Raw genomic sequence first — 26,949 nt, forward strand, 5'->3', positions numbered from 1 at the left:
AGATTAAAGATTCAGATCTCTTTTTTTCTTTTCACCAGAAGAATAGTCATACCATCCCTTACCGGTCTTAATACCAAAATCACCACTCATAACAAGTTTTTTAAGAGGTAAGAACGGGCGCCATCGAGGATCTCTGAAGTGGCTATATAGCACTTCAGCGACTTGAACACCTACATCAAGTCCCGTTAGGTCATTAAGTTCAAATGGACCCATTGGATGACCTAAACCATATTTGAGTGCTTTATCAATATCTTCTATTGTTGCAAGACCTTCGCTCAGACATGCAAAGGCTTCATTTTTGAGAGCATTATTGATTCGATTGACTAAAAAACCAGGGCTATCCTTTACAAATACGCCCTCTTTTTTAAGCTGACAAACAAAATCATATGCAATTTGTGCAGTCTGTTCTGACGTTTTTAGCCCTTTAATTATTTCAACCAGTTTCATAACCGGTACGGGATTAAAAAAATGTAAACCGATAAAATTTTCTGGTTTTTTTAATTTAGCGGCAATTTCAGAGATAAGGATGGAAGAGGTGTTACTCGCTAAAATGACATTTTCATTTAAATGCATTTCACACTGACAAAAAAAGTCTTGCTTATTGATTAATTCTTCTCTAATTGCTTCAATAACAAGATCTGACTGATCAGCCTCAGCGATAGAGTTTGCAATAGCAATATTGGCAATTAAATGATCTTTATCATCAACAGTCATTTTCCCTTTTTCAACGCGTTTCGCTAATGCGCCAGTAATTTTTTCTATGCCTTTTTTGGCCATTCCATCAATTGCATCGTAGAGATAAACCTTATATCCCTGACTTGCACACACTTGGGCAATCCCTAACCCCATGATCCCCGCACCGGCGACAAGTATAGTATTAATCTTTTTCATAAAAAAACTCCATTTAGTTTCATTTAATACACTAAAAAATAAAATATTTGCTTAAAACGTCGGTTCTCGCTTTTCAACGAATGACAGGACGCCCTCTTTATGATCGCTGGAAAGTTGACATAAGCTTTGGGTTGTTGCTTCATATTCCAATGCTTCATCCATACTTTGCATTAGCCCAAAGCGCAGTGCATTTTTCGATTCTGCAATGGCATTTGGGCTCGCTAAAGCAATACCTTCTGCTATTTTTAAAACGGTATCCATCAATTCAGATTCAGACGTCACTTGATTAACAAGCCCACAAGCTAGCGCCTCTTGACTATCAATGACTTTTCCACACGCTACTAATTCCATTGCTTTTGCATAACCAATCAATCTTGGTAAAAAGTAGTTTGCCCCCCAATCAGGAATAAGCCCTCTCTTAGCGAAAGAAAAACCAAATTTTGCGTTATCTGCAGCAACCCGCATATCGCAAAGGAGTGAAATGCTAACTCCCGCACCATATGCGCCACCATTAATAGCAGCAATGACCGGAATTTTTATTGCATAGAGACGCTTAACCATTGCGGCGACATCATTTCTAAAAATTTCACGCCTCTCTTTAAAATCAAGTCCTGATTCCATTCGACTCACCATGAGTTTTACATCGCCCCCGGCACAAAATGCTTTACCTTGCCCAGTAATAATCAGTACCCGAATATCTGGATCTTGTTCAATTTGTATTAATACGGTGCGTAATTCATCACGCATAACATTAGATAAAGCGTTGTAAGCTTCTGGTCTATTGAGCGTGAGAATACCAATGTGCCTTTTCACTTCATATTTAATATGTTCAAAAATCACAGTAAAACCTCTCTGTATCACGATATCGAATTGCGTTTTATTATCAGCCGTGATAAATCACGACTGATAAATTGCAGAACAACACTAAAAATCAGGACGTTTAATTAAAAACAATGCTCTGTGCGATCAATCACGTCCTCCTGAAGCCTTGGGCTGAGCGCGGTAAAAAATGCACTATAGCCAGCCACTCGCACAATAAGATCCTGATAATTTTCTGGATTTTTTTGTGCTGCTCGTAATGTTGCAGCATCAGCAACATTAAACTGAGCATGCCAGACGCCAGAATCCAGCATTCCTTTAACATAATTAGAGAAGCGTTTTTGCCCTGCTTCACCTCTGATCACCGATGGTGAGAACTTCACATTCAGAATAGAACCGCCACTCATACCACTGTGATCAAGTTTGCCTGAAGATATTGCTACAGCTGTTGGACCGGCAGCATCTTCGTGATGACTAGGGGAACAGCCATCCGCCAGTGGCGTCCATTGTTTTCGGCCGTTAGGCAAGGCTGAAATTACTGTTCCATAAGGAACATTAGAGGAAACAGAACTAAAGCCAGGGTGGAAACGACCACCAAATAGACTTCGATATTTATCGGTTTCTCTGTTATAGATATTTACAACCTCAATAGCAATATCATCAACATAAGAATCATCATTACCATACTTAGGTACAGTATGAATCAACGCTAACACATCGTCATATCCTTGGTAGTTCGCATCCATTGCGGCAAGTAGTTTATCCATCGTGATTGACTTATCTTCGAAGACTAGCTTTTTAATTACCGCAAGTGAATCGGCAACATCTGCTAACCCAATTCCTCGAGGGGTCATACCTGAGTTGTAAATAGCTCCGCCGGCACTTCTATCTCTTGCATTACCAATACAATCTTGTACAAAGCATGAAATATACGGCGTTGGTACCAGCTCTTTATGTGCCTCTTCAACGCGCACACTCGCTTTGGAATAAATACCGATCATATACGCCATTTGCTTTTCGAATGCTTTAAGCATCTGCTCAAACGAGGTAAATGTCCTAATATCACCGCTTCTAACGCCCATCTGTCGTTTACCGTAAATCCAATCGCCATCATGTAACGCAAAATCAAGTGCTGCTGCAACATTTATATATCCAGCATTATGCGCACCTTTATCCTTTCTTGTCGGTTGAACACTTGCACAGCCAACGCTTGAATAATCCCTTGCATCTTCAAGCTCAATTCCTTTTGATTGAAGCGCAGCGACAACTCGACGGTCGTTAAAAAATGAAGGATGGCCCGTTCCTTTTGAGGCTAACTCAACAGCCTTATCGATAAGGGCATCCGGCGAGCCCTCAAAGAAACGAACCGATATACTTGGTTGATGTAAAAGGGTATTAATCGATGCTTGAATACACATTAACGTTAATAAGTTGGTGGCATCCTTACCATCAGGAGTCTGCCCGCCAACACAAATTTGCTGTTGAACCGGAAAACCACTGGCGATATGTGAGTAGTATTCAGAGTTGATATAGTTGGTTTCTGGAAATTTCATCCATAAGCAATCTAGCATTTCTTGCGCGTCTTTTTCCGTCAGGCGACCTGCCTCTAGATCCGCTTTAAGGAATGGGTATGCGTATTGATCAAAACGACCAAAGCTAAAACATCGTTGGAATGCTTCTTGCTGAATACCAACATATAAAAGCCATGCACATTGGGCGGCTTCAAAGAACGTTCTTGGTGGATGGGCGGGTACATGCGCGCATGCTTCACTTATACGCATTAATTCTGCTTTTCGTTTTTGGTTTTGTTCTTTGTCAGCCATCTCTTTAGCAAGTTTAGAATAGCGCTCAGCAAAATCAACAATCGCCTCAGCACTAATAATCGCCGCAGTTAGAAATTCAATACCCTCCTGATCATTTTCCGCTTCTGCCCTTTCTAAACGAGCTTCTGCACGTTTTTTAATACCGACAAACCCTTGTTCAATAACAGTTTGATAGTCAGGAGTTATATGTCCCGCAGGACCATAAAGCGGCACATCAAGCGTAAAGACGTTTGTTCCAGCAACAATATTATTTTCAGGATCCATGAGGAAAAGGTTCTTCTCTTCTTTACTCATTTGTGGGAATACTTTTTGGCGAAGCGAACTATCTTTCCATTGCATTAAAATATCTTCTAACTCAACACGATCGGCTTCATCATAAACAAAAGGATCGATTGGCCGAGTAGGAAGTTTGCGGTATTCATTAATAAGATCAGCGCCAACGCTTTCAGGATAAATAGGAAATCCTCTCGGCCGGCTTGACATGCTGCCAGCAAAAAGCTGATCATCTTCAATATAAATAGAACGAGTATTTAAGTATTTTTTAAATGCTTTTGCCCGTCCAACAATCAATTTTTCGCTATTTAAATTGTCTGCACCAAAATAAGCGTCATGATATATTTTTGCTCTTTCGATGCACACATTAGGCTTATAGGTAAAAAATTTTTCTCTAAGTCTTTTTACTCGATCACTTGCTGGATAAAAGTTAGTCATGGTAAAAATCTCCAAATTATGCCACCTTATTGTGGCTTCATGTTGAATCCTTATAATGAAAAACAATTACGATACTTTTCTCTAATGTGTATTAATTTGTACCGATACCCCCATACTAGAGAGAAGTTCTTTATAAGGAATAGCCTCTTCTTCTTTCATATTTCCATTGCCAGCAAAAATATAGTTGAGTCCTAGTTTTTCATATTTAGATTCACCAAAATTATGGAAAGGAAGAATCTCAGTCTTATAATTTCCCTTTAAAGATGTTATAAATTCGCCGATTTCTTTAATTATTGATACCTCAGCATTACATGTTGGTATCAATGGTATTCTTAAGGTCACTTTTTCTTTTTCTGGTTCACTCAAGTATTCATCCATTTGCCTAATATTTTTTAAAATTTGTTGATTTGACACTCCTGTTATTTGCCTGTGTAAATTGCTATTGATAGCTTTAATATCAATAAAAACGTGATCGCAAAGAGAGATCGCAGATAAAAAAACAGATGTTTTAACAAGTGCAGAGGTCTCTATTGCCAAATTTAAATTGCGTTGTTTGGCAAGCTTTAGGATCGCTAACGCAAACTGATGCTGAGATAATGGCTCACCGCCACTAAGTGTTAACCCACCGCCGCCATTGTTGAAAAAAAATTTATCTTTTTCACAGATTTTTATCACCTCTAAAGCGCTCATACAGTTATTACTCATTTTTCGCGCTTGGTATTTACATACTTCTACACACTGACCACAACCATTACATAAATTAGGATCGGTTAGGTATTGTTTGTTCGATCTATAGATGGCACTGTTTGGACAAGGTATGCAATCGCCACATCCGATACATTTACGTTTATCGAGTAAAACTTGGTTATTGAGCGTTAAACCTTCAGGATTCGCACACCAAATGCAACGCAACGGGCATCCTTTTAGAAAAACAAGAGTACGTATCCCAGGGCCATCATGTAGAGAAAACCGTTGGATATTAAAAACAACACCTAATACATCCTTAGAATCGTCCACAGTCCTCGTCCCATAAAGTGTTATATTTTTTTGTATAAATACCCATTGATAACAAACATTAAATCCGTTCTAAAACCATAGCGATACCTTGTCCAACGCCGATACACATAGTACATAGCGCATAACGGCCATTGGTGCGCTGTAACTGATACATCGCAGTTGTGACAATGCGAGCACCGCTCATGCCAAGAGGGTGACCTAATGCAATGGCGCCGCCGTTAGGATTCACTCGCTCATCATTATCTGTAATCCCTAATTGATGTAAGCATGCTAATCCTTGTGCAGCAAAGGCCTCATTAAGCTCAATAACATCCATATCATCAATCGTTAAATTGAGTTTTTGTAATAGTTTTTGGGTGGCAGGGACTGGACCAATACCCATAATTTTTGGTTCAACACCAACGGAAAGGGAACCGACAATACGCGCTCTTGGCGTTAAACCTTGCTTCAACGCCATTTTTTCATTTGCGATAACTAATGCACATGCGCCATCATTAACACCGGATGAATTACCCGCAGTAATAGAGCCACTAGGGCCGGTTATGCTTTTTAATTTTGATAGCGCCTCGAGAGAAGTTAGCCGAGGATGCTCATCTTTGTCTATGGTGATCGGTTCCCCTTTTCTTTGCGGAATAGAAACGGGGCAAATCTCTTGAGCTAAAACACCATTTTCCTGCGCTTTAGCAACTTTATGTTGACTATTTAGCGAAAAAATATCTTGAGCTTCACGTGAAATACCAAACTGATTAGCCACGTTTTGAGCTGTTTCAGGCATACCATCAATACCGTAAAGCTCGACCATTTTGGGATTAACAAAGCGCCACCCGATAGTTGAATCATGCAGCGTGATATCGCGACTAAATGCCGATGTTGATTTGGCTATCACAAAAGGCGAGCGCGACATACTTTCAACGCCACCAGCCATTACCAGTTCGGCCATACCGACATTAATTAAGCGAGCTGCATCTCCTACGGCTTGCATTCCTGAACCACAAAGACGATTAACCGTCGCACCCCCCGCTTTAGTAGGAAGGCCCGCGAGTAAGCTTGCCATACGGGCGACATTACGATTATCTTCTCCTGATTGATTTGTACAACCCAAAATCACATCATCAAGTGCATCCCAATCAACTTTTACACAACGTTCTCTTAATATTTTTAATGGAATTGATGCTAAATCATCGGTACGGATTGAAGATAATCCGCCACCATACCGACCTATTGGGGTTCTTACTGCTTCACAAATGTAGGCTTGGTACATTATTGCTCTCCTCAAATAATTTTATAGCTAGAATTATAAAATTTGATTTACCATAACATAATGTTCGCTTGATGAACTAATCGTTCGCTATACGAACAAATTAATAAGAGATCATCAAGCCGTCAAGCGACAATCGATTGATTAGTGAGAAGGATCACAAATTTAATTCAATTTTTATTATTTTTAATTAGCGGAGAAATAAGATTATAAAAACGATTAACAAGCTTATGATGAAAAACTTTAGAAATAAAAAACCCGCTTTAAGCGGTGTTATTTATTTAGGATTGGTACCCGTAGGCGGAATCGAAAAATATTAATTATTTGATTTATAAATGATTTCAAATTTAAAGAGACAAAATTACGACTATTACTAACAAGTTTTATTAATAATTAAAATAAAGTCTATCGCTATAAGTGTCTTCTTAATTCAATATTGGAACACTGAACCCGATTTTGTGTAAAATCTGAGTTCAGTAAAGGGAATTAAATAAAAATTTAGCGTTTAAAAGTCTGAAATTGATTTGGTTTTAAAATAGATATCCTCTCCATTCTGGTTGATTCATTTAAACTAACCGCTTCATCTTTTTGATTTAAAAGAGAATCAATTGGAATTTTTTTGGTTAGAAACGGATTGAAAATCCGATAAATCAGATGATCAGATTTTTCTGCTTTTTTCAGTGCGCTCAGTATCACAGGGCAATGTTTAAAATCGATTAACGAAAATTCTGTTGGCTGAGTTTTGGCAAGCGGATTTTTCTTAAAAATAGTTCTGCCATTTAAAAAATCGGCTAATGGATATTGTTGTAATGGCGATAAATACTCTTTAGCCGTTTTTGCAATATCAGCATTATCAAAACAATCATTTTCATAAAGAGCGGCAAACTCAAAAGTCATTAAGCCTTTCAACTCAGCATCTGGTGTCGCTAATATTTTTTCACCACTCGCTCTATTTGGACGATAGATTAAATTTTCTTTCCCCATCCAAGAGAAGCTCCTAAATAATGTTAACTGAATAGTTTCAAATTGCGATCCGATAACTTCATATTCTCGAACGCCTTGTGTCATTAAAGCGACGGTTCTATGTTCATCGCTCAAGGCAACAAAAGATTGCATAGGATTAATGGCAATCGGCGCTTCAGTCCATTTTTCTTGCTGCCAGTTGTTTATATTTGGATGCGTGAAAGGCACTTTTTCTACACCAAAAAGCCGATCAACAATGGCATAATCGGCATAGATTGCCGTTGCACAGCAAACACATAATCGATGAGAGCTAACGGTATTATTACATTCAACCAAAACGCGAACTAACTTTTCATCTTTACGCAGCTCAACCGTTTGTTTAAGCGATAAAACTGCATCACAAAGCCCTTTCGCTCTATTTTCTAAACAAGAAGGAACCTTAAGTTCAAAAGTGCAACTGATTTTTTGGTACAGATCATTTTTTTCTATTTCAATCACTCTATTTTGCATCGATTCTTTGCTACTAATGATTAAATCAGTTCTTGGCGGACTATAATTATAAGAATCACCATCATCACCATTTTCAATTAACACAAATTGCTCAGCGTAAACATGATTAGAGGTTTTATCAACAACGGTAAAACTCGATGTTTTATCGTCAAATGAAACCGTATAAAAGCTATTTTCAATTTCTGATTCTTCATTAAAATGAAGCGCTTTATTTAGATTGCTTTGGGCATCTGGAATTAAGTAAATCTGAGTATAACCGAGTGCTGGTACCTCTTTAACCTCAATTTTTAAATGAGATAAATAGGCTTTGTTCGGGATATAAGTCTCTTCCATTTCTTGTTTGTACAGATGAGGCGTTAAATAAGTAAATTGATTGAGTAAATAATCAGAATGATCAATTTGGGATGAAATATGGTAATTTAATTCATTACCATTTTTATCAACAATCTTAAATTCACCATCAGGCAGATATAAATCAGTTTCTAAAAGCGTCGTTCTTTGGTAAGGCAAAGTATTAAAAACCGTAATGGCATAACGCTCATTTTGATTTATCGACATGGCAATTTCGCGAAGATGCAAATCAAGTAAATTATCGACCATTTCCTCTATCAATTTATATCTTGCTTTGATGTCTTGATTGGTTGCATCGCTGTTGCAGCCGCCAATGCTATCGTGGGCTGCATTTTCAAACATCATTTTCCATATTTCTTCTAGCTCTTTTGTTGGGTAAAGATGATCTTGTACATGGCTGATGGTAAGAATCGGCTCCAATAGATTGGTGATTTTATTTTCAATACGATTGTTCGCTTGCTTTAAATCAGCCCTTGTTGAGTAAATCGATTTATGAATTCGGCTATTTTTGCCTTCAATCATTTCGCCTTTAATAACTGGCAAAGTGAATGATTCGTCTTTTAGATAGCTAAAAAAATCATCTGGATTAGATATTTTATATTTTCGCCCCGAATCAAGCTCATTCATTAGCGCAATAACTTCAGGTAGATTTTGTTGAATAGGCGCTTGGTCGCCACCATTAGGAAAATAAATATGGCCACTTTCAGTTCTTTTTTCTAATGGAACAATCACTGAGTTGATATAATCGGGCAAAATAGCTCTATTTTTTGGTATGTTTAAGCCATAATAATAAGCAAAAAAGAGTTGATGAGCTAAAATACGCGAACCATCAACACCTTGCCAAATGAATTCAGATTGTTTAAGTCGATCATCGCTGATACCGCGCCAAAATAAGAAACCATTCAGTTCAAACTGTGTGTAAATTTGAGGCATATTAGCCGCTTGCCCAAATACATCAGGGCAATAAGCAATTTTCATTGAATAACCGAGATCTTGCGCATCACTAATTCCATAATAAAGATTGCGAACAATTGATTCGGCACAAACAACCAGCTGGTCTGTTTGTGTTGTCCAAGGGCCAATAATTAGACGTTTATCGGAAATGAGTTGTTTTATTTTATGTTTATCTTCAGGATAGTATTTTAGATAATCAGTAATTAAAGATGTCTGTCCATCTAACAGATAATGCGTGAAATCGGGATTATCTGTTAGCGTTTGCATGACTTCTTGAACATGTCTCATTAAATAAATTTTAGAACGCGAAGAGGTAAAATACCATTCTTTATCCCAGTGCGAATGAGGAATAATGTGAATTGTTTTAGTTTTCATTTTGTGTTTTTCCTCTCTTGAAATAAGCACTAAAGAGAATCAAAAATAGATTAACTGCAATGATACCAAGCAGAATAGCAAGTAAATACAGCGCGACATTATTGCTGGCACCTAAGATCCCCGCCACAGGTCCGCCATTTGGAATAACAATCGTCACTTTAAATAACATTGCTAACGCGCCAGTTACAGCCGATCCACAAACAATGCTTGGGATAACAACTTTAGGATTTGCAGCAGCGAAGGGAATTGCTCCCTCGGTAATCCCTAGCATGCCCATTAAAATAGCGGGAGTCCCTGCTGATTTTTCGTCAGGAGAATATTTTTTTAGATAGAAGGTCGATATTCCTAAAGCTAGAGGGGGAACACCAATGACAGCAGCAACAACGCCCATAATCATCGGATTGCCCGTTGTGATAGAAGCAACACCAAATAAATAAGCGACTTTATTAATTGGCCCCCCCATATCGATACCAAGCATAGCGCCAAGAATCACCCCTAGAAGAATACTAATAGAGCTATGATGAGAAAGCGTTTCGAGTAATCCGTTTAAATTAGTCATTAACCAAGAAATGGGTTGCCCTAAAACCAGAATAAGCAGACCACAAATAATCGCGGTTCCTAAAATAGGAATCACAACGGTTGGCATAACGGCTCTTAGATCTTTTGGTATTTTCCAAGTATTCATCCATTTAACTAAATACCCAGCTAAGAAGCCAACGACAATGGCACCTAGAAATCCGGTACCCGCCTCTGTGCCTAAAATTTCTGGGGAATTGGCAACTTGTGCACTAATCATTGCTGGTGCTAATGCTGCTCTGCCGGCAATAGCATAAGCAATATAACCGGCAAAAATAGGGATCATTAAACCAAAGCCAATCACACCGATATCTGATATTTTTTGCCAAATAGAATCTAACGGTATTTCTAACCCACCGGGTAAGTTTTCACCACCAATAGCGGCTGCAATTGCAATAAAAAGCCCACCAACCACAACAAATGGGATCATATGTGAAACGCCATTCATTAAGTCTTTCATCGCACTTGATTTTTGCTTTGAACTCATGGCTCTTTCACTTTGATTAGGTTGCTCTAAATCTAAAATTTGTGCTTGATCGTTTAATCGCTCATAAACCTGCTGTGTATTTTTTAAGACCTCAGAAATAGGTACTTCCAATACTTTTTTACCATTAAAGCGCTCTTTTTCATCAATCGAAACGTCTGCCGCAATAATGACATAATCGGCGCTTTCGACATCTTCTTTAGTTAATTTATTCTCAACAATCGCAGCGCCTTGTGTTTCTATTTTTATTTCATAACCGAGTTTTTTGCCAAAACTTTCTAATTTCTCGGCTGACATATAGGTGTGCGCAAGTCCGTTCGGACACTTTGTAACCCCAATAACTTTCATATTACATATCCTTCAGTTTTAAAGCTAACAAATCGCTCACGGATTGTTTAGATTGGCATTGATTTAACTCATCAATAAAATCATCATGAACTAACAATCTCGCTAATTTAGCGATCATTTTTAAATGCATATTGTCGTTATCTTTTTCTGGCATAATGAGCGTAATGGCATTTTTAACTGGTTTTTCATCTAATGATTGCCACTCAACCTCATCCGTGAATCTAAAAAAAGCAACAATGCCTTCATTAATATTAGATTTGGTATGAGGGATGGCAAAACCAGAACCAAAACCAGTTGTGGATAATGCTTCTCTCGCTAGCAAACCTTGATTGATTTGAGCAGCTGATAAATTGGTTTTAGCGGCAATTTCCTTAGCAATAAGCTGTAAAACATCATTTTTTTGTTTATTGACTGTAGCGACATCTAAAAAAACAAGTTCGGTAGGCAAAATAGAGTGTGCCATTTATAACTCTCCTAAATAATTTGAAAGACTGAATAACTGACGAATTTGTAAAGGCGAAATAGAGTGTTTGGATAGCTTTTGCAGGTTTAAATAAAAATTTCGTTTAGCGGTATTTCGGTAAAAATGGTTAAAAAGCTGAGGAAATTCAAACATACTATGCTCGGTAATGGCTAAGAGAAAAATCCAATCGACTTGTTCATTGCCCCATAAAATAGGTTCTGGTAAATTTAAAATAATTAAGTGATTTTTTTTGACATAACTATTTTTACCATGTGGCACCGCTATACCTTTAATCGAGGTAGATGAAATCGCTTCACGGTCAATTAAACTGGGTAAATAATTCGATGTCACGCAAGACTTACTTTCTAAAACTTGATTTAAATACGTCAAAATATTTGGGACATCTTGAAAAAATTTATTGTGTATAATCGTCGCATTCTCAATAATTTTAGCGAGTTTGGCGTCACTTTTCTGTGCATAAATAAATTGGTTAATTTCTTTTATATTTTCATCTTCTAAAGCAAGCGGTAAGACAATAACCGGCTTTGTCAGCGCGAGTTCAATTTGAGAGAGAGAAAAGACCAGATCAACCTCTTCAATAAGATGAAGTTGGTTTAATAATTCAGATTGAGAAAGGATCGCTATTATTTGCACCTGATTTAAGGTGTGAGATAACTGGGTTTGAATTAATTGTCCTGCAGCTAGGCCATAAGGTGTTAAAATCAACGCTTTTATTTTACTCTCTTTGCTTTTTTGATTTTCTAATGAATTTTGATAATGAAGCGATAAATAGATCAACTCATCACCTTTAAAAGAAATATTTTTAATATTTTGTAAATATTGATTTGAGATAACGGCGGCTTCATAGCTTAGCGGAAATTGAGTTTTAATCGTCCACAGATCCATGGAGACCACTTCACTTTTTTCATATTCTTGCCAAGAAAAATCAATATGCTGAAGCAAATTTTTTTTAAGCTTGTCATCCTCTTGAAAAGAGGTGCTTAATAGATCATCAATATGGATTAAAAGATCATCTATGAGCCTTTTATTTTCGTCCGATTGCTCGTCTAAAGCTATTTGGTTAAAGTATTGTTTTGAAAATAACGTATAAAGCTCGGTAAAAGAGTTATCTTTATGGGTTATTTGATAATGAATTAAACTTAAAAATAGGCGAGTAAAAACTTCTTCTTTATATTGTGTCACTTTATTTTTAATGCTTTCAGCGACTAACTTAGCTTGAATGACTTCATTTTCTGTTACATATTGATATAAATTAAAATGCTGTTTACAAAAAAAATTAAATTTATCAACAAAGTGCAGACTTTTAAAATAAGGTAATAAAATATTAATAAAAGCATTTCTTTTTAAACAAATATCACCATGAAACTCATAACCTAAATGGCTAGATTTTATGTTATCTTTATTAATTTTATTGACGACTAAAATGGCTTTACTGCGGCTAATATAAAGGCGATCAGCTAATTTTTGTAGTGAAATTGGCTGTTTTTCTAGAATTAATAACAAGTTAACTTTATCAAAAATAGTCAATTTTTGTAATGAATCAAGTAGCAAAATAAGATGTCTGGCGGACTCTAAATCAGAGAACGAAATAAACTGTTCTAAATAAATAATCTGAACATGATATTCCTGCAAAAGCGTATTTAGAGAAATAATATCTGCTTTTAACGTTGGTTTTGATATTTGTAAATAAAGACAGCAATCATCTAAGGTAACAGGTTTATTTTCCATTAACAAAAGCATTAATTCTATTTGTCTTTTTAACATGCCTCTGCCTTATTTAACTATTTTTATAATATGAGTGTAATTATTTTTATTGAATTGTAGTTATATAATTTTTTTTCCTAAGGTGAAAATAAAAAAAACCAGCTTTAAGCTGGTGTTCTTTATTTAAGATTGGTGCCCGGACGCGGAATCGAACTACGGACACGGGGATTTTCAGCTCTAATTTTATATCAATAAAAACATTTAAGAACATACTTAAAAAATCTCAACCACTATTCTATCTCCAATGTTTTAATTAATAATTTCCCATACTTGAAATCTTTTTAGTTACTTAATCAATACTTCCTAATTTTCCAGCATTAATCAATTGACTTACATAGTGTAGATTAAAATTCCCAAAATCTATTTTATCTTTTGCTTTTACTAATACATTCAATTGCTCAAGTGTAAAGAGACACGATAGCTTATCTAAATAAATTTTAGATTCTGCCTTTATAAAAATATTTAGAGCGTCATGCTTAGAATGGTAAATAATGCTAAAGGGAGTCCAACCATAGTATACATCATCAGTAAATTTTATTTTACTAATTAGATACAATACAAATTCTGCTTGCGTAAAAACGTCGAGACTAAGAGTTGAGTGCTTCCAATCTTCATGTAAATATGTAGCTCTCAGGGATACTTTATTAAGAGCTAGTCTTTGATTTCTACAAGTTAAAGTCAGTTGTTCACCTTCATTAAAACAAACAAAACTTCTATATCTTTTCTTTCCATATGAACGATCTTCGATCACATATCTTCTTGATAAAAAATCACTTAGTTGTTGGAAACGTTCATATTGAATGAAAAGAGAAACAGTATAAACAAAAATTTGGTAACTAATTTCCTGATAATTTTCAAAATCAGCTTTATGATAACTGCTTACACCAGCTGGTGCGAAATTATATATTTGAATTTTTTCAAAAAAAGCATGTATTTTGTTAATAAAATCAGAAGTTGGTGAATAATTGAGTATAAATGAAAATATCTCAAGAATTTCATTTCTTGCCACAATTAATGAATTCATATTATGAAAAAAAATATCGTCAAACTTTTGCCCATCTGATATATCAGAATATTTAATTCTGAAGTTCTCCAAATTCTCAAGAAATACTTTGCAATATTCATCAAAACACCCTAATGCATTAGATTTTCCATTTCGAATGGAATCCACACAACGAGAGTAATATGTTTTTGTGCCTATTGAAATAATATTATCATCAAACAAAAAAGCCGGAGGTTTACCTATCGTCGGTTTTTGATAAACGGGTCTGTCATAAATCCAACGCAGCAGCTGCTCATAGTTTTTAGAATATTCCTCATCATCAGACAAATCGATATAAATTTTTGACTGGTAATATGCTGGAACATAAGCCTCATTATTTTCATTTTTTTCTTTAACAACAATCACAAACTTATTCTGTTCAATTTTACCATATAGTTCAGGTGTAATTATTTGAGTTTCAGTACCAACGCCCCCACTTCTATCATCAGCTTTTTCTGCGTATACTCGATCACTAATAATAATTACTTTGGTTATTTCGGAATCAGTAACCATTTTTTCCATAAAAGCAAATTTATCGTGCCCCTCCTTTAACCCCCATTTATCTAGTTGAACATCAACACCATTTTCACATAGCTGCTCAGCTAGCTTTAAAACCCATTGTTCATGTTCAGGAGAAGACCAACTATAAGAAATAAAAGTTTTAATAGATTGAGGATTCGACATTTTCTTATTCTCTCTTATTAATGATTAAAATTAGTGAAATAATAAAAATATCTTATTTGATTTCTTTGGTTTTTTAAAGATTAGATTTGACAAGGGAAAGGGATATATAGTCCCCGTGCCATAAAATGGGATTTTATTTTTATTTAAAAACAAGGGATTAACTTTTGACTTCTCAATCGCCATTTTACCGCTACTTGAGAAAGTGACGTAAAAAAACCAGCTTTAAGCTGGTGTTCTTTATTTAAGATTGGTGCCCGGACGCGGAATCGAACCACGGACACGGGGATTTTCAATCCCCTGCTCTACCGACTGAGCTATCCGGGCAACAATGGAGCGTATTAAACACGATCTGCGATTGTTCGTCAATCCATTTTATTATTTATTTGATAAAAACCCAGCTGATTGCTCGAAAAATAGATGATTTGCCCAAATTTAATAATTCTTTAATCATTTTGTTGAAAAATAGTAACTCGACCTCATTATATTATTTAACCAATAGGTTTTGCAAAAAGGATTAAATTACATGCGTTGGTTATTTTTGATACTGTTCTTTTTATATATTTATATTGAAATTAGCGTTTTTGTTGCGGTTGCAAATTCGATTGGCGTATTATTGGCGCTAATTTGTATCATCGCTACATCAGTGCTTGGTTTATCATTAGTGAAATCACAAGGCTTAAAAAATCTAGTCATCATGCAGCAGAAAATGGCAGCTAATGAAAACCCAACTAATGAGTTAATCAAGAGTGTTTCACTATTACTAGCTGGGCTACTATTATCTATTCCTGGTTTTTTCACTGACATTTTAGGCGCGCTTTTATTGCTCTCACCCGTTCAACGTTTTTTGGTTAAACGCATTGTACCTAAAATAAATATCAAAACGTACCAATCCAATTCACACAATAACCGTAATAGTAATGAAATTATTGAGGGAGAATTTACGCATAAAAATGATGAATAAATAATCAGTTAATAATTTTTTTTATTGCCCCTCTTGAAGTAGTCCAAACTATCCCCATTTACATTGGACTGCATCATAAAATATAACTATTTTATGACTTTATTTTAACGTACCATTTATAAATTTAACTAAAAATTTATTGTAGGAGAATAATTAATGAAAATTCGTCCATTGCATGATCGTGTAATTATAAAACGTAAAGAAAGTGAATCAAAATCAGCTGGTGGGATCGTATTAACGGGATCTGCAGCGGGTAAGTCTACTCGTGGTGAAGTTTTAGCTGTTGGTAATGGCCGTATTTTAGAAAACGGTCAAGTACAGCCATTAGATGTTAAAGTTGGCGATATTGTTATTTTCAACGAAGGTTATGGTGTTAAAACTGAAAAAATTGATAATGAAGATGTTTTGATCCTTTCTGAAAGTGATATTTTAGCAATTGTTCAGGCGTAATTAAGTTATTTAATAGAATAAAATACAGATTTTAGGAGAACTAAAAATGGCAGCTAAAGATGTAAAATTTGGTAGTGACGCGCGCGTAAAAATGCTTCGTGGCGTAAATGTACTTGCTGATGCAGTTAAAGTAACGTTAGGCCCAAAGGGTCGCAATGTTGTTTTAGATAAATCATTTGGTTCACCAGTGATTACTAAAGATGGTGTGTCAGTTGCGCGCGAAATCGAATTAGAAGATAAATTCGAAAATATGGGTGCACAGATGGTTAAAGAAGTGGCATCAAAAGCAAATGATGCAGCTGGTGACGGTACAACAACGGCAACAGTTCTTGCTCAGTCTATCGTAAATGAAGGTTTAAAAGCGGTGGCTGCGGGCATGAATCCAATGGATTTAAAACGTGGTATCGATAAAGCGGTTATTGCTGCAGTTGAAGAGCTTAAAAAGTTATCTGCCCCATGTTCTGATTCGAAAGCAATTGCGCAAGTTGGTACAATCTCAGCTAACTCTGATGAAACTGTTGGTACCTTAATTGCTAAAGCAATGGAAAAAGTAGGTAAAGAAGGCGTCATTACCGTTGAAGACGGAACAGGCTTACAGGACGAATTAGATGTTGTTGAAGGGATGCAATTTGATCGTGGTTACTTATCACCTTATTTCATCAATAAACCTGAAACTGCAACGGTTGAATTAGATAGTCCGTTCATTTTACTGGTTGATAAGAAAATTTCTAATATTCGTGAATTATTACCAGTGCTTGAAGCTGTCGCTAAAGCAGGGAAATCACTCTTAATCATCGCTGAAGATGTTGAAGGCGAAGCATTAGCGACATTAGTGGTTAATACTATGCGCGGTATTGTTAAAGTTGCAGCGGTTAAAGCACCTGGTTTTGGTGATCGTCGTAAAGCAATGTTGCAAGATATTGCGATTTTAACTGCTGGTACTGTTATTTCGGAAGAAATTGGTCTTGAGCTTGAAAAAGCAACCCTTGAAGATTTAGGTCAAGCGAAACGTGTTGTGATTAATAAAGATAACACAACAATCATCGATGGCATTGGTGAGCAATCACTTATCGAAGCTCGTGTTACACAAATTCGTGGCCAAATTGAAGAATCAACGTCAGACTATGATAAAGAGAAACTTCAAGAACGTGTTGCTAAATTAGCTGGCGGCGTTGCCGTTATTAAAGTTGGCGCAGCAACTGAAGTTGAAATGAAAGAGAAAAAAGCACGTGTTGAAGATGCTCTGCATGCAACTCGCGCAGCAGTTGAAGAAGGTGTTGTTGCTGGTGGTGGTGTTGCACTTATTCGCGCAGCAAGCTCAATTACTAACTTAAAAGGCGACAATGAAGATCAAAACGTAGGCATTAAAGTAGCGTTACGTGCGATGGAAGCGCCATTACGTCAAATCGTTGCTAACTGTGGCGAAGAAGCGTCGGTAGTTGCTAATAACATCAAAGCGGGTAAAGGTAACTATGGTTATAACGCGACAACTGAAGAATACGGCGATATGATTGCCATGGGAATTTTAGATCCAACTAAAGTAACACGTAGTGCATTGCAATACGCGGCATCAATTGCGGGTCTGATGATCACAACAGAATGTATGATTGCTGAATTACCAAAAGAAGATAAAGTAGACATGGGCGCAGCTGGAATGGGCGGCATGGGTGGTATGGGCGGAATGATGTAATTTGCCTTACCCGTTATCAAAAAAACCGTAACGAATGTTGCGGTTTTTTTATATTTAACCCATCTTATTTTGGTTATTTTTTTACTTCAATATTAAATATAATAAAAAAATCATACCACTAGATGTTGATAAAGCGTTGAAACACCAATGGCAATCAGTACTAACCCACCTAATAACTCGGCTTTTTTACCAATAATACAACCTATTTTTGCACCTAATAAAATACCTATCGTTACCATGATACATGTCACTAAACCAATCATGCTGGCAGCATAGGCAATATTAACTGCCGCAAAAGCAAGCCCAACCCCTACCGCAAAGGCATCAATACTCGTCGAAATAGCCGTTAGGATCAACATAATTCGTGAACCATTTTGTTGTGAATCTGCAACGCACTCTTCTTTTTTAAAGCTGTTATAAATCATACGTGCGCCTAAACAGAGCATCAGTACGAAAATAATCCAATGATCCCATTGTTCGATATATTGCACCGCAATATAACCTAATAGCCAACCAATAGCAGGAGTTATTGCCTCGATAATACCAAATAAGACGCCGACTTTTAGTGCATCAGTGAAACGATAAACGTTAAGTGATGTGCCTTTACAAATCGCCACCGCAAAAGCATCGGTTGACATAGCAAAAGCTAATAATAATATAGTCCAAAAATTCATGACATAAACTCAAATTTTATTGTTATCGTGTTCTTATTTGCAAACGGTTAATAAATATCTTGCAATTTGTGTGTCACCTTGTTGTCGATATACCTCGGCCATGCCTATCACATCTTGCCGTTTGTTTGGGTTATATTGAAATAGCGACTTAAATGCTTGGTTAGCTTGAGCAATATCACCGTTTTGTATTGCGCAATAGCCAAGTTGCTCCAACCCGTCCATCTTCCATTGTGGGCGGTTAAGAGTAGTGGCTATTTTGTATTGTGTCTGTGCTTCTTGATAGCGGCCAGTACCGCATAAAAATGAACCATAGTGAATGCGATATAAACCATTAGTAGGTGCAAGTTTAATAATTGTTTGATAAATAACATCGGCTTCTTGACGCTCACCTACGTGCTGATCAAATAGCGCCATGCCAAGCATGACATTCGGGTTATTCGGTGAGTATTTATTCGCTAAGGTAAGATTATAGTGAGCTAGTTTAATATCTTCATTGGATTTATCGGTCGTATCCTTGGCTTGAGCTAAATAACCTAAACCCAACTTTAACCTTGCTAGCGCGGCAAGTTCAGGATTGAACTCTTGTTGCTGCTCAGCAGTAAACTGACAAGCAGTTAAACCAATAAGTGATGACCAGCATATTATGATATATAATAGTGACTTAAACATAGCATCAATCGACTCCTCTTATTGCCTGATATCAATAAAGGACTGAGATAATGGTGATGTAACTAATTTTGTTCGCTTAGTCCTATCTAGTACGTCACCCGCTAGCTGTCCGCAAGCTGCATCAATATCATCTCCACGCGTTTTGCGCACAATGACCGTAAAACCGTATTCCATTAATGTTTTCATAAATCGATCAATACGGGTGTTAGAGCTACGTGAGTAAGGGGCCCCTGGAAACGGATTCCATGGAATTAAATTAATCTTGCATGGTGTATTTTTTAAAAACTGCGCAAGCTGGTGCGCATGTTCAATGCCATCATTAACTTGATTAAGCAATACATACTCTATCGTCACTTTACCATGGTTTGCATTTGATACGGCCAGGTAACGGTGAATGGATTCACGTAAAGTTGCCATATTATATTTATCATTAATTGGCATAATTTGGCTACGAATATCATCATTTGGCGCATGCAATGATATAGCAAGTGCAACATCAATCATGCCAGCCATTTTATCCAATGCTGGCACCACTCCAGATGTAGATAATGTTACTCGTCGCTTTGATAATCCATAAGCAAAATCATCTAGCATGATCTCCATTGCTGGGACAACATTTGATAAATTGAGTAAAGGCTCGCCCATTCCCATCATCACAACATTGGTGATTGGGCGATCGACAAGTTTGCCAGTGACGCCAATAATTTTTGATGCGCGCCATACTTGGCCGATAATTTCAGACACACGTAGATTACGATTAAATCCTTGCTGGGCAGTAGAGCAGAAATTACAGGCTAATGCACAACCTACTTGCGAAGAGACACATAACGTTGCTCTGTCGCGTTCAGGGATGTAAACACATTCAATTAGTTGATTATTGCCAACATCGAGTGCCCATTTTATTGTGCCATCAGATGACCGCTGCTCCTGTGCAACTTGTGGCGCTTTAATTTCAGCAATCGTTTTGAGCTTATCTCTCAGTTTTTTATTGATATCTGTCATTAACTCAAAATCATCATGACCAAAATGGTAAATCCATTTCATAACTTGATCCGCACGGAAAGGTTTTTCTCCCATATTGTTGAAAAACTCTCGTAATTGCGGGCGAGTAAAATCTAATAAATTGACTTTATCTGATGAGTTATCACTAGTTGTAAGCGATGAATGACATGGCTCAATTTGAGCACTGTCTAAATTAACTGTGGACATAAGGCCTCGTTTTTACACATTGTGGCGAAAAATATATGACAAAAATAGAGAAAGGATTATACTGTTTTACAATCGATCTGGCTAATAATATTGCGATAATTACGACTTAGATAGCATGAAAAAATACAGTTTATTAATTTTAATCATATTACCCTTTATTACTATGGCAAATACAATTCCGTTAGAAAAACTGCTTGGCCAGTTCAATGAAAAATTAGATGATAAGTTTATCGCACTAGATAAAACCGAGCTACCGGTTAATAAATCAGGCATGTATCTACAAAAAGAGCCAACAGAGCAGCTAATCAAAGCCTATCATGCTTTTAAAAAGCAATATCCAAATAATCCATTTATCGTTGTAAGCGCTACACGTAATTACAATTATCAAAGTGGTATTTGGCAGCGTAAATGGAATGCCCTTTTCCCTAAGTTAAAAAATGAGCAAGAGACGGCAAAAGATATCCTAAAGTATTCATCAATGCCAGGGAGTTCAAGGCATCATTGGGGAACAGATATTGATATTACCAGTGTCTCATCAGATTATTTTCATAAAACTGCCAAAGGAAAAGTTCTATATCAATGGTTACTAGACAATATGCCAAAATATGGCTTTTGTCAGCCTTTTAGTGAAGGGCGTGTTGGTGGATATAATCCTGAAGAGTGGCACTGGTCATATAAACCAATCGCTAAAAATTATCTCCAGCAGTATAAGGAAACACTACAACAGAATAGTGAAGTGATAATATCTAAGTTAAATTTTGCTGGCCACGATAAAATTAAACTAGCAACGCTTTTACAAGAATACGTGCTTGATGTTAGCCCAGATTGTTACTAAGACGACAGATTAAGTTCGCCAATACGGAAGCTTAATCGTCATAATTAAACCGCCAGAGTCCCTATTACGTGCCTGTATCGTGCCGTTATGCATGACAATTATCTTCCTTGCGATGGCTAGCCCTAAACCGTACCCTTTAGCTACTTGAGGGGATTGAATTCGTACAAAAGGTTCAAAAATACTCGATAGCTTATGTTCTTCAATGCCTGGCCCATGATCACTTATATCAATTTGTAAATAGCGACCGCTCTCTTTTAATTCTAAATCAACTTGCTGTTCTGGCTTAGAAAAACGAATGGCATTACGAAGAATATTTTCGACTGCTCGACGAATCTGCTCTGAATTGCCTTTAATTATCGGATGAATAAGTGAAGTATATGTAAAATTAATCATGATTCTTTGCGGCGTTGCTTCATATGTAGCATCTGCAACCACAACAGTAAGGAGATCCTTAAGATCAAAATATTCATCGAGTGGGTTGCGGATTTCTGTTCTAGAATAGTTTAATATCTCACCGATTAATGTGTCTAAACGTTGTGATTCTAACTCAATACGTTGTAATGAATTATCAATATTGTTTTTATTTTGTTGAGCAAGACCTATTGCGAGCTGTAAACGAGCCAATGGTGTGCGTAGTTCATGAGAAACATCGTGCAATAGCGATTGTCGATCGGAAATCAAAATATGAAGTTGTTCAACCATTGAGTCAAAATCTTTTGCAAGCTCGCTCAACTCATCATGGCGATTTTTCAGCTTATCAAATAATCTGACAGACAAATCACCTTGTGATACCTGATGAAAACCGTGCCGAAGTAGTTTCATCGGTCTAGTTAAGTTCCAAGCCAAAAATAGACTAAATAATAACCCGCCTGCAATTCCCATCAAAAACATCGGTATTGGCATGTTAAATATTGTACCTTTGCTACTATTATCATTGTTTTGATAAGAGATTAGATACATTTTCCCGTCTGGAGCCGTCGATGTTTTCTGGTAGATAAAAGAACTACTATTTAACTTATCGGAAGTCAGTTCAAGATGCCCATCTTGTGGATTAAATAACGTAATAAAGAAGCATCCACGCTCCGGCTCCGGGAGATGAGAAATAAAATTAGCTGCCTCTTTCTCACCAGAAATTTGCAACAATTGTGCAATCATTTCAACTTTGGTAGGAATATGGTAATAGATCCGGTGCTCACGACTTTCAAGATAAAAAGTGAGGCCAACCCAGGTAAGTTGAAAAGTAAGATAGAAAATTCCCCAGAAAATAATGAGGATTTTCCAAAATAGGCGCCTATTCATCTATATGGCTATCTAATTCTGTAGCCAACAGCTCGTATCGTTTCAATAGTTACAGCATCTTTGGTAAGCTGGTGTAATTTCTGACGAATATTGCTAATATGAACATCAACACTTCGGTCATAAAGTTCTCTTGCTCGACCCAAACCATCCTCTGATAACTCTTCTTTTGTTACAACTCTATCTTGATTCTTAACTAATAAAGCGAGTAAGTTAAACTCAGTAGAGGTTAGTTCAATAATAATATCATTCCAACGGCACTGTCTCTGAGGGATATCAAGCACTAGATTATGCAGTTCGTATTTTTTATTATCAACTTCACCTTGATTTTGTGAGGCTTGCTCATCAACACGTCTCAACACCGCTCTTAGTCTTGCTAAGAGTTCTCGTGGATAGCAGGGCTTTGGTACGTAGTCATCAGCACCTAATTCTAATCCTAGAACTCGATCAATATTGTCACCTTTTGCTGTAAGCATAATAACTGGAATATTAATCGCTTGACGAATACTCTTTAGAACATCAATACCATTAATATCTGGCAGCATAATATCTAAAATTACCGCTTTAAACTTACCTGATAATGCTTGATCAATACCTTCTTGTCCTGTATGAACAGCTGTTACTTTAAAACTCTCATTAGTTAAATACTCACTCAACATTTGTGAAAGCTCAACATCATCGTCAATCAATAAAATATTAATCATAGTCATAGCCATATAGAGAATAGTTATAGATGATCTATATTATCAATAAGATGGGGGAAAAGTCAGTTATTTTTACTAAAATATTACATGAAATCGTAAATATTTGTAAAAAAACAAATAAAACCAGTTTATTGCAACCAAAATGAATAAAATATTAAATGAAATAATAAAAAAGCCCCAAACCAATAGGTAAGGGGCTTCTTAACATTAAAAGTCTGGCGGTGACCTACTCTCACATGGGGTAACCCCCACACTACCATCGGCTTCACGGCGTTTCACTTCTGAGTTCGGCATGGATCAGGTGGGACCACCGCAACATTGCCGCCAGACATAACTCGTTTTCTCTTAGACTATATAAACTATCTACTTCCCATCAGTAACCTAAACCGCTACCAATCCTCAGCAAATAAACATACCATCCATCAATATAGACTCAAGCCAAATTTTTCATTGAGATTCAAAACAACTCTAAGTTGTAAGGTTAAGACTCTCGGTTCATTAGTATCAGTTAGCTCAATGTATCACTACACTTACACACCTGACCTATCTACGTCTTAGTCTCAAACGGACCTTACAGAGTAAACTCTGGGAGGACTCATCTCGGGGCTAGTTTCGTGCTTAGATGCTTTCAGCACTTATCTATTCCGCACGTAGCTACCGGGCAATGCAATTGGCATCACAACCCGAACACCAGCGGTGCGTTCACTTCGGTCCTCTCGTACTAGAAGCAAACCCCCTCAATCCTCCTACGCCCATGGCAGATAGGGACCGAACTGTCTCACGACGTTCTAAACCCAGCTCGCGTACCACTTTAAACGGCGAACAGCCGTACCCTTGGGACCTACTTCAGCCCCAGGATGTGATGAGCCGACATCGAGGTGCCAAACACCGCCGTCGATATGAACTCTTGGGCGGTATCAGCCTGTTATCCCCGGAGTACCTTTTATCCGTTGAGCGATGGCCCTTCCATTCAGAACCACCGGATCACTATGACCTACTTTCGTACCTGCTCGAGCCGTCACTCTCGCAGTCAAGCTAGCTTATGCCATTGCACTAACCTCCTGATGTCCGACCAGGATTAGCTAACCTTCGTGCTCCTCCGTTACTCTTTGGGAGGAGACCGCCCCAGTCAAACTACCCACCAGACAGTGTCCGTAGACCCGATTCAGGGCCCTACGTTAGAACATCAAACATTAAAGGGTGGTATTTCAAGGTCGACTCCATGCAAACTAGCGTCCACACTTCTTCGTCTCCCACCTATCCTACACATTAAGGCTCAATGTTCACTGTCAAGCTATAGTAAAGGTTCACGGGGTCTTTCCGTCTTGCCACGGGTACACCGCATCTTCACGGCAAATTCAATTTCACTGAGTCTCGGGTGGAGACAGCCTGGCCATCATTACGCCATTCGTGCAGGTCGGAACTTACCCGACAAGGAATTTCGCTACCTTAGGACCGTTATAGTTACGGCCGCCGTTTACTGGGGCTTCGATCAAGAGCTTCTCCTTACGGATAACCCCATCAATTAACCTTCCAGCACCGGGCAGGCGTCACACCGTATACGTCCACTTTCGTGTTTGCACAGTGCTGTGTTTTTATTAAACAGTTGCAGCCAGCTGGTATCTTCGACTGACTTCACCTCCATCCGCTACGGACTTCAATTACCATCAGCGTGCCTTCTCCCGAAGTTACGGCACCATTTTGCCTAGTTCCTTCACCCGAGTTCTCTCAAGCGCCTGAGTATTCTCTACCTGACCACCTGTGTCGGTTTCGGGTACGATTAAATATGACCTGAAGCTTAGAGGCTTTTCCTGGAAGCAGGGCATCAATTACTTCAGCACCTTAGTGCCTCGTCATCACATCTCAGAGTTACAGTGACCGGATTTGCCTAATCACACCCCTACATGCTTAACCCGGGCTCCTTGCGGACCTATCCCGGTAAACCTAGCCTTCTCCGTCACCCCATCGCAGTCACATTCAGTACGGGAATATTAACCCGTTTCCCATTAGCTACGCATCTCTGCCTCGCCTTAGGGGTCGACTCACCCTGCCCCGATTAACGTTGGACAGGAACCCTTGGTCTTCCGGCGTGCGGGCTTTTCACCCGCATTATCGTTACTTATGTCAGCATTCGCACTTCTGATACCTCCAGCAAACCTCACAGTTCACCTTCTACGGCTTACAGAACGCTCCCCTACCCAATATGTTATTCACACACTGCCGCAGCTTCGGTGCATAGTTTTAGCCCCGTTACATCTTCCGCGCAGGCCGACTCGACTAGTGAGCTATTACGCTTTCTTTAAATGATGGCTGCTTCTAAGCCAACATCCTAGCTGTCTAAGCCTTCCCACTTCGTTTCCCACTTAACTATGACTTTGGGACCTTAGCTGGCGGTCTGGGTTGTTTCCCTCTTCACGACGAACGTTAGCACCCGCCGTGTGTCTCCCATGCTCAACTTGTCGGTATTCGGAGTTTGCATCGGGTTGGTAAGCCGGGATGGCCCCCTAGCCGAAACAGTGCTCTACCCCCAACAGTTATACATGAGGCGCTACCTAAATAGCTTTCGGGGAGAACCAGCTATCTCCCGGTTTGATTGGCCTTTCACCCCCAGCCACAGGTCATCCGCTAATTTTTCAACATTAGTCGGTTCGGTCCTCCAGTTAGTGTTACCCAACCTTCAACCTGCCCATGGCTAGATCACCGGGTTTCGGGTCTATACCCTGCAACTCATTCGCCCAGTTAAGACTCGGTTTCCCTACGGCTCCCCTATTCGGTTAACCTCGCTACAGAATATAAGTCGCTGACCCATTATACAAAAGGTACGCAGTCACACCATTAATGATGCTCCCACTGATTGTACGTACACGGTTTCAGGTTCTATTTCACTCCCCTCGCCGGGGTTCTTTTCGCCTTTCCCTCACGGTACTAGTTCACTATCGGTCAATCAGGAGTATTTAGCCTTGGAGGATGGTCCCCCCATATTCAGACAGGATAACACGTGTCCCGCCCTACTCGTCAAGCTTCCACATAATGCGTATTCGTGTACGGGACTATCACCCTCTATCGTGTACCTTTCCAGATACTTCCACTTACACACTATGCTACCCGCTTTGGGCTCCTCCCATTTCGCTCGCCGCTACTTTGGGAATCTCGGTTGATTTCTTTTCCTCGAGGTACTGAGATGTTTCAGTTCCCTCGGTTTGCCTCCCTAACCTATTTTATTCAGTTAAGGATAGTATAGTTACCTATACTGGGTTTCCCCATTCGGACATCGACGGTTATAACGCTTATTACCAGCTTACCGTCGCTTTTCGCAGATTAACACGTCCTTCTTCGCCTCTGATTGCCTAGGCATCCACCGTGTACGCTTAATTTCTTAACCTTACAACCTACAGTTGTCTTGGTTT

Annotated in this window: 19 protein-coding genes, 1 tRNA gene, 2 rRNA genes and 1 pseudogene; 4 read left to right on the top strand and 19 right to left on the bottom strand. The window is 38.1% G+C overall.

The window, feature by feature from the left end:
• Window positions 1-3 precede the first annotated feature (3 nt).
• From RHO12_07830 to RHO12_07885, 12 genes and pseudogenes are all read right to left on the bottom strand, one after another.
• Entirely contained in the window at window positions 4-891 is an 888-nt protein-coding gene (locus RHO12_07830) for a 3-hydroxyacyl-CoA dehydrogenase family protein (protein ID WVD65299.1), read from the bottom strand.
• A 51-nt stretch (window positions 892-942) separates the two neighbouring features.
• Window positions 943-1,731 (bottom strand): enoyl-CoA hydratase/isomerase family protein, encoded by a 789-nt coding sequence (locus RHO12_07835; protein WVD65300.1) that lies wholly within the window; start codon window positions 1,729-1,731, stop codon window positions 943-945.
• Window positions 1,732-1,835: 104 nt separating this feature from the next.
• Complete coding sequence (locus tag RHO12_07840; protein ID WVD65301.1) at window positions 1,836-4,244, bottom strand: formate C-acetyltransferase/glycerol dehydratase family glycyl radical enzyme; 2,409 nt, start codon at window positions 4,242-4,244, stop codon at window positions 1,836-1,838.
• 81 nt (window positions 4,245-4,325) lie between these two features.
• Window positions 4,326-5,261, bottom strand: a complete 936-nt coding sequence (locus tag RHO12_07845; GenBank protein ID WVD65302.1) for a glycyl-radical enzyme activating protein — start codon at window positions 5,259-5,261, stop codon at window positions 4,326-4,328.
• 58 nt (window positions 5,262-5,319) lie between these two features.
• On the bottom strand, window positions 5,320-6,522 hold the full coding sequence (pcaF, locus tag RHO12_07850) for a 3-oxoadipyl-CoA thiolase (protein WVD65303.1): 1,203 nt from the start codon (window positions 6,520-6,522) through the stop codon (window positions 5,320-5,322).
• Window positions 6,523-7,017: 495 nt separating this feature from the next.
• Entirely contained in the window at window positions 7,018-9,672 is a 2,655-nt protein-coding gene (locus RHO12_07855; protein WVD65304.1) for a glycoside hydrolase family 38 C-terminal domain-containing protein, read from the bottom strand.
• A complete protein-coding gene (locus RHO12_07860; GenBank protein WVD67387.1) occupies window positions 9,662-10,735 on the bottom strand; it encodes a PTS fructose transporter subunit IIC in 1,074 nt (357 codons plus the stop codon). Before RHO12_07860 ends, RHO12_07855 begins: the two co-directional genes overlap by 11 nt.
• 81 nt (window positions 10,736-10,816) lie before the next feature.
• A pseudogene (locus RHO12_07865) lies at window positions 10,817-11,080 on the bottom strand (PTS fructose transporter subunit IIB).
• Window position 11,081: 1 nt separating this feature from the next.
• A complete protein-coding gene (locus tag RHO12_07870; protein WVD65305.1) occupies window positions 11,082-11,543 on the bottom strand; it encodes a PTS sugar transporter subunit IIA in 462 nt (153 codons plus the stop codon).
• Window positions 11,544-13,328 (bottom strand): PTS sugar transporter subunit IIA, encoded by a 1,785-nt coding sequence (locus RHO12_07875; GenBank protein WVD65306.1) that lies wholly within the window; start codon window positions 13,326-13,328, stop codon window positions 11,544-11,546.
• 289 nt (window positions 13,329-13,617) lie between these two features.
• The gene (locus tag RHO12_07880; protein ID WVD65307.1) at window positions 13,618-15,054 is read right to left on the bottom strand and encodes an SEFIR domain-containing protein; all 1,437 of its coding nucleotides are present in this window, start codon (window positions 15,052-15,054) and stop codon (window positions 13,618-13,620) included.
• Window positions 15,055-15,302: 248 nt separating this feature from the next.
• Window positions 15,303-15,378: transfer RNA gene (locus tag RHO12_07885), tRNA-Phe, on the bottom strand.
• Between the two features lie 199 nt (window positions 15,379-15,577).
• Between RHO12_07885 and RHO12_07890 the strand changes: the two genes are divergently transcribed.
• The 3 genes from RHO12_07890 (at window position 15,578) to groL (ending at window position 18,155) form a co-directional block, all read left to right on the top strand.
• Entirely contained in the window at window positions 15,578-16,015 is a 438-nt protein-coding gene (locus RHO12_07890) for an FxsA family protein (GenBank protein ID WVD65308.1), read from the top strand.
• A gap of 156 nt (window positions 16,016-16,171) precedes the next feature.
• On the top strand, window positions 16,172-16,465 hold the full coding sequence (locus RHO12_07895; protein ID WVD65309.1) for a co-chaperone GroES: 294 nt from the start codon (window positions 16,172-16,174) through the stop codon (window positions 16,463-16,465).
• 46 nt (window positions 16,466-16,511) lie between these two features.
• Window positions 16,512-18,155 carry a chaperonin GroEL gene (groL, locus tag RHO12_07900; GenBank protein ID WVD65310.1) on the top strand — a complete coding sequence of 548 codons (1,644 nt, stop codon included), beginning with the start codon at window positions 16,512-16,514 and terminating at the stop codon, window positions 18,153-18,155.
• A gap of 110 nt (window positions 18,156-18,265) precedes the next feature.
• Here groL and RHO12_07905 read toward each other — a convergent pair whose 3' ends face one another.
• From RHO12_07905 to RHO12_07915, 3 genes are read right to left on the bottom strand one after another with little or no spacing between them, the layout of a single operon-like run.
• On the bottom strand, window positions 18,266-18,829 hold the full coding sequence (locus RHO12_07905) for a manganese efflux pump MntP family protein (GenBank protein WVD65311.1): 564 nt from the start codon (window positions 18,827-18,829) through the stop codon (window positions 18,266-18,268).
• Window positions 18,830-18,862: 33 nt separating this feature from the next.
• The gene (locus RHO12_07910; GenBank protein WVD65312.1) at window positions 18,863-19,498 is read right to left on the bottom strand and encodes a tetratricopeptide repeat protein; all 636 of its coding nucleotides are present in this window, start codon (window positions 19,496-19,498) and stop codon (window positions 18,863-18,865) included.
• A gap of 18 nt (window positions 19,499-19,516) precedes the next feature.
• A complete protein-coding gene (locus RHO12_07915) occupies window positions 19,517-20,707 on the bottom strand; it encodes a bifunctional tRNA (adenosine(37)-C2)-methyltransferase TrmG/ribosomal RNA large subunit methyltransferase RlmN (GenBank protein ID WVD65313.1) in 1,191 nt (396 codons plus the stop codon).
• Window positions 20,708-20,822: 115 nt separating this feature from the next.
• Here RHO12_07915 and RHO12_07920 point away from each other — a divergent pair, with 115 nt between their 5' ends.
• Complete coding sequence (locus RHO12_07920) at window positions 20,823-21,542, top strand: M15 family metallopeptidase (GenBank protein ID WVD65314.1); 720 nt, start codon at window positions 20,823-20,825, stop codon at window positions 21,540-21,542.
• A 9-nt stretch (window positions 21,543-21,551) separates the two neighbouring features.
• On the opposite strand, the gene RHO12_07925 is transcribed toward RHO12_07920, so the two are convergent.
• The 4 genes from RHO12_07925 to RHO12_07940 form a co-directional block, all read right to left on the bottom strand.
• Window positions 21,552-22,841, bottom strand: a complete 1,290-nt coding sequence (locus RHO12_07925) for an ATP-binding protein (protein WVD65315.1) — start codon at window positions 22,839-22,841, stop codon at window positions 21,552-21,554.
• An 8-nt stretch (window positions 22,842-22,849) separates the two neighbouring features.
• Window positions 22,850-23,542 carry a response regulator transcription factor gene (locus RHO12_07930; protein WVD65316.1) on the bottom strand — a complete coding sequence of 231 codons (693 nt, stop codon included), beginning with the start codon at window positions 23,540-23,542 and terminating at the stop codon, window positions 22,850-22,852.
• Window positions 23,543-23,755: 213 nt separating this feature from the next.
• Window positions 23,756-23,871: ribosomal RNA gene (gene rrf / locus RHO12_07935) — 5S ribosomal RNA — on the bottom strand.
• 148 nt (window positions 23,872-24,019) lie between these two features.
• Window positions 24,020-26,924: ribosomal RNA gene (locus tag RHO12_07940) — 23S ribosomal RNA — on the bottom strand.
• Window positions 26,925-26,949 lie beyond the last annotated feature (25 nt).

The organism is Orbaceae bacterium lpD02 (assembly GCA_036251875.1).
Taxonomy (GTDB): Bacteria; Pseudomonadota; Gammaproteobacteria; order Enterobacterales; family Orbaceae; genus Orbus; species Orbus sturtevantii.